This window comes from Cellulomonas septica (assembly GCF_012396155.1).
Classification (GTDB): Bacteria; Actinomycetota; Actinomycetes; order Actinomycetales; family Cellulomonadaceae; genus Cellulomonas; species Cellulomonas septica.
In genome coordinates this window covers 1-4680 of record NZ_JAAXOY010000258.1, presented here as the reverse complement: position 1 = coordinate 4680, position 4680 = coordinate 1, and the positions used below count along the sequence as shown (strand labels likewise).

Annotated in this window: 2 protein-coding genes; both read right to left on the bottom strand. The window is 72.5% G+C overall.

Features of this window, described 5'->3' with window-relative positions:
* Positions 1 to 2 precede the first annotated feature (2 nt).
* Complete coding sequence (carB, locus tag HGA02_RS10995) at positions 3 to 3338, bottom strand: carbamoyl-phosphate synthase large subunit (protein WP_168679043.1); 3336 nt, start codon at positions 3336 to 3338, stop codon at positions 3 to 5.
* Entirely contained in the window at positions 3338 to 4531 is a 1194-nt protein-coding gene (carA, locus tag HGA02_RS10990; RefSeq protein WP_168679042.1) for a glutamine-hydrolyzing carbamoyl-phosphate synthase small subunit, read from the bottom strand. Before carA ends, carB begins: the two co-directional genes overlap by 1 nt.
* Between the last annotated feature and the right edge of the window lie 149 nt (positions 4532 to 4680).

The window sequence follows — 4680 nt, the reverse complement described above, 5'->3', positions numbered from 1 at the left end:
CGTCACGCGGTCACCACGGCCGCCTGCGCGCGCCGCTGGTCCGCCGCGGCGTCGTGCTCCTGCAGGCTCGTCACCGCGAACGGCCCGGCCTGGGCCGCCTCGATCGCCTGCACAGCCGCACCGAGCTGCTGCACGGTCGTGACGATCGCCTTGTCGGCGGCCGTCGTGGCGGCGCGGATCTCGTAGCCGTCGGCGCGCGCGCCCTGGCCCGACGGCGTGTTCACGACGATGTCGACGTCGCCGGCCGTGATGAGGTCGACGATCGTCGGCTCGCCGTCGGCGCCCCGGCCGGACGAGTACTTGCGCACGACGCGCGAGCGGATGCCGGAGCGGTGCAGGACCGCCGCGGTGCCCTCGGTCGCGAGGATCTCGAAGCCCAGCTCCGCGAGCCGCTTGACCGGGAAGACGATCGAGCGCTTGTCGCGGTCCGCCACCGAGATGAAGGCGGTGCCGCTCGTCGGGAGGCCGCCGAACGCCGCCTCCTGCGACTTCGCGAACGCGGTCGGGAAGTCGACGTCGAACCCCATGACCTCGCCCGTCGAGCGCATCTCCGGACCCAGGACCGTGTCGACCACGACGCCCTCGGCGGTGCGGAACCGCTTGAAGGGCAGCACGGCCTCCTTGACGGCGACCGGCGAGTCGAGGTCGAGCACGCTCGCGTCCTGCACGGGCAGCAGGCCCGCCGCGCGCAGGTCGGCGATCGACCGGCCCGCCATGACGAGCGCCGCGGCCTTCGCGAGCGAGACGCCCGTGGCCTTCGACACGAACGGGACGGTCCGCGACGCGCGCGGGTTCGCCTCGAGGACGTAGAGCACGTCGGAGACGAGCGCGAACTGGATGTTGAGCAGGCCGCGCACGCCGACGCCCCGGGCGATCGCCTCGGTGGACAGGCGGATGCGCTCGAGCTCGGACGTCGACAGCGTCACCGGGGGCAGCGCGCACGCCGAGTCGCCGGAGTGGATGCCGGCCTCCTCGATGTGCTCCATGACGCCACCGAGGAACAGCTCCTCGCCGTCGAACAGCGCGTCGACGTCGATCTCGATCGCGTCGTCGAGGAAGCGGTCGATGAGCAGCGGCGGGAGCGTCCCGGCGCGGCCGCCGTCGGCGGCGTTGTCGAGGGCGCGCTGCACGTACTCGGCGAGCTGGTGCTCGTCGTAGACGATCTCCATGCCGCGACCGCCGAGGACGTAGGACGGGCGCACGAGCACCGGGAAGCCGATGCGGCGCGCGGTCTCGCGGGCGCCGGCGAGCGTCGTCGCCGTGCCGAAGGCCGGCGCGGGCAGGCCCGCGGCCTCGAGCACCTTGCCGAACTCGCCGCGGTCCTCCGCGGCGTCGATGGCCGACGGCGGCGTGCCGAGGATCGGCAGCCCGGCGTCCGCGAGGCGCTGCGCGAGCGACAGCGGCGTCTGGCCGCCGAGCGTCACGATGAGCCCCGCGACCGGGCCCGCCGCGAGCTCGGCCTGGTAGACCTCGAGCACGTCCTCGAACGTCAGCGGCTCGAAGTACAGCCGGTCGGACGTGTCGTAGTCCGTCGACACGGTCTCGGGGTTGCAGTTGACCATGACGGTCTCGAACTCGCCCTTGAGCGCGAGCGCGGCGTGCACGCACGAGTAGTCGAACTCGATGCCCTGACCGATGCGGTTCGGACCCGAGCCGAGGATGAGGATCGCCGGACGCTCGCGCGGCCGCACCTCGGTCTCCTCGTCGTAGGACGAGTAGTGGTACGGCGTGAGCGCGGCGAACTCCGCGGCGCACGTGTCGACCGTCTTGTAGACGGGCCGCAGGTCGACCGCGTGGCGGGCGCCGCGCACCGCGTCCTCGGTCGTGCCGCGCAGCTGCGCGACCTGCGCGTCCGACAGGCCGTGCCGCTTGGCGTGCGCGAGCACCTCGCGGGTGAGCGCCGGAGCCTCGGCCGTCTCGGCGGCGACCTCGTTGATGAGCTGCACCTGGTCGAGGAACCACGGGTCGATGCCCGTGAGCGCGTACACCTCGTCGACGTCGACACCGGCGCGCAGCACCTGCTGCACGTCGATGAGCCGGCCCTCGGTGGGGCGGCCGATCGTCCCGAGCAGCGCGTCGAGGGCCTCCCCCGTCGCGGGCTCGCCGGCCCAGTGGAACACCGAGCCCTTCTTGTCGATCGACCGCATCGCCTTGCCGAGCGCCTCGGTGAAGTTGCGGCCGAGCGCCATGGCCTCGCCGACGGACTTCATGGTCGTCGTCAGCGTCGGGTCCGCGGCGGGGAACTTCTCGAACGCGAACCGCGGCACCTTGACCACGACGTAGTCGAGCGTCGGCTCGAACGACGCGGGTGTCGAGCCCGTGATGTCGTTCGGGATCTCGTCGAGCGTGTAGCCGACCGCGAGCTTCGCGGCGATCTTCGCGATCGGGAAGCCCGTCGCCTTCGACGCGAGGGCGGACGACCGCGACACGCGCGGGTTCATCTCGATGACGACGACGCGGCCCGTCGTGGGCTCGACCGCGAACTGGATGTTGCAGCCGCCGGTGTCGACGCCGACCTCGCGGATGACCGCGATGCCGATGTCGCGCAGCTTCTGGTACTCGCGGTCGGTGAGCGTGAGCGCGGGGGCGACGGTCACCGAGTCGCCGGTGTGCACGCCGACGGGGTCGACGTTCTCGATCGAGCAGACGACCACGACGTTGTCGTGCTTGTCGCGCATGAGCTCGAGCTCGTACTCCTTCCAGCCGAGGATCGACTCCTCCAGGAGCACCTCGGTGGTCGGCGAGTAGTGCAGGCCCTGGCCGACGATGCGGCGCAGGTCGTCCTCGTCGTACGCGATGCCCGAGCCGAGGCCGCCCATCGTGAACGACGGGCGCACGACGACCGGGTAGCCGAGGTCCTCGACCGCGGCCAGGGCGTCGTCGATCGTGTGCACGATCGCGGACCGCGCGGACTCGCCGCCGCAGACCTCGACGACCTGCTTGAACTGCTCGCGGTCCTCGCCCTTCTGGATCGCGGGGATGTTCGCGCCGATGAGCTCGACGTCGTACTTCGCGAGGACGCCGGCCTCGTCGAGCGCGATCGCCGCGTTGAGGGCCGTCTGGCCGCCCAGCGTCGGCAGGATCGCGTCCGGGCGCTCCTTGGCGATGATGCTCGTGAGGACCTCGGTCGTGATCGGCTCGACGTAGGTCGCGTCGGCGAACTCCGGGTCGGTCATGATCGTGGCCGGGTTCGAGTTGACCAGGACGACCCGCAGGCCCTCCTCCTTGAGCACGCGGCAGGCCTGCGTCCCCGAGTAGTCGAACTCGCACGCCTGGCCGATGACGATCGGGCCGGACCCGATGACCAGGACGCTGGAGATGTCGGTGCGGCGGGGCATCAGGCGGCACCCTTCGTGGTCGGGTCGTCGGTGCCGGTCATGAGCCCGACGAAGCGGTCGAACAGGTAGGCGGCGTCGTGGGGACCCGCCGCCGCCTCCGGGTGGTACTGGACGGAGAACGCGGGCAGGTCGAGCGCGCGCAGGCCCTCGACCACGTCGTCGTTGAGGTCGACGTGGCTCACGACGACCCGGCCGTAGCGGCCGCCGTCGTGCGGAGCGGTCGACTCGCCGTCGAGCGGGGCGTCCACGGCGAACCCGTGGTTGTGCGCGGTGATCTCGACCTTGCCGGTGGCCCGGTCGATCACGGGCTGGTTCACGCCGCGGTGCCCGTATCCGAGCTTGTAGGTGCCGTAGCCGAGCGCGCGGCCGAGCAGCTGGTTGCCGTAGCAGATGCCGAAGAACGGGATCTTCCGGTCGAGCACGTCTCGCAGGAGCTCGACCTCGTGCGTCGCGGCCGACGGGTCGCCGGGGCCGTTCGAGAAGAACACCCCGTCGGGCTGCGTCGCGAGGACGTCGTCGATCGTCGAGGTCGCGGGCAGCACGTGCACGCGCACACCGCGCTCGGCGAGCCGCTGCGGGGTCATGGCCTTGATGCCGAGGTCGACCGCGGCGACCGTCGCGACGGGCGTGTCGAGCGGCGTGCCGTCCGGGCCGAGCGCCTCGACGACGTAGCCCTCGTCGGTCGAGACCTCGCCGGCCAGGTCGGCGCCGGCCATGGCGGGCGCGGTGAGCACCTCGTCGAGCAGCTCGTCGACCGGGCGGCGGTCGCCCTCGGGGCCGACCAGCGCGTCGCCCGAGAAGACGCCCGCGCGCATGACGCCGCGCTCGCGCAGGTGCCGGGTCAGGGCGCGGGTGTCGACGCCGCTGATGCCGACGACGCCCTGCGCGTCGAGCTCCTCGTCCAGCGTGCGGCGTGCGCGCCAGCTCGACGACCGGCGTGCGGGGTCGCGCACGACGTAGCCGGCGACCCAGATGCGGCCCGACTCGGGGTCCTCGTCGTTCACGCCGGTGTTGCCGATGTGCGGCGCCGTCATGACGACGATCTGCCGGTGGTACGACGGGTCGGTCAGGGTCTCCTGGTAGCCGGTCATGCCGGTGTTGAAGACGATCTCGCCGAGGGTCCGTCCGGTGGCGCCGTACGCCTGCCCGGCGAACGTCCGGCCGTCCTCGAGGACGAGCACTGCGTCGGTCATGGTGTCTCCTCCTGCCCGGCGGGGGCGCCGGGCGTGTGGTCGATGAGGGCGGCGACGGCGTCGACCAGCGCGGGGCGGTCGGCGGCGTGCCGGGGGCGCAGGCCGGTGTCGAGGCCGCGCGGGTCGTCGGGGTCGGGCTGCCACGTGAG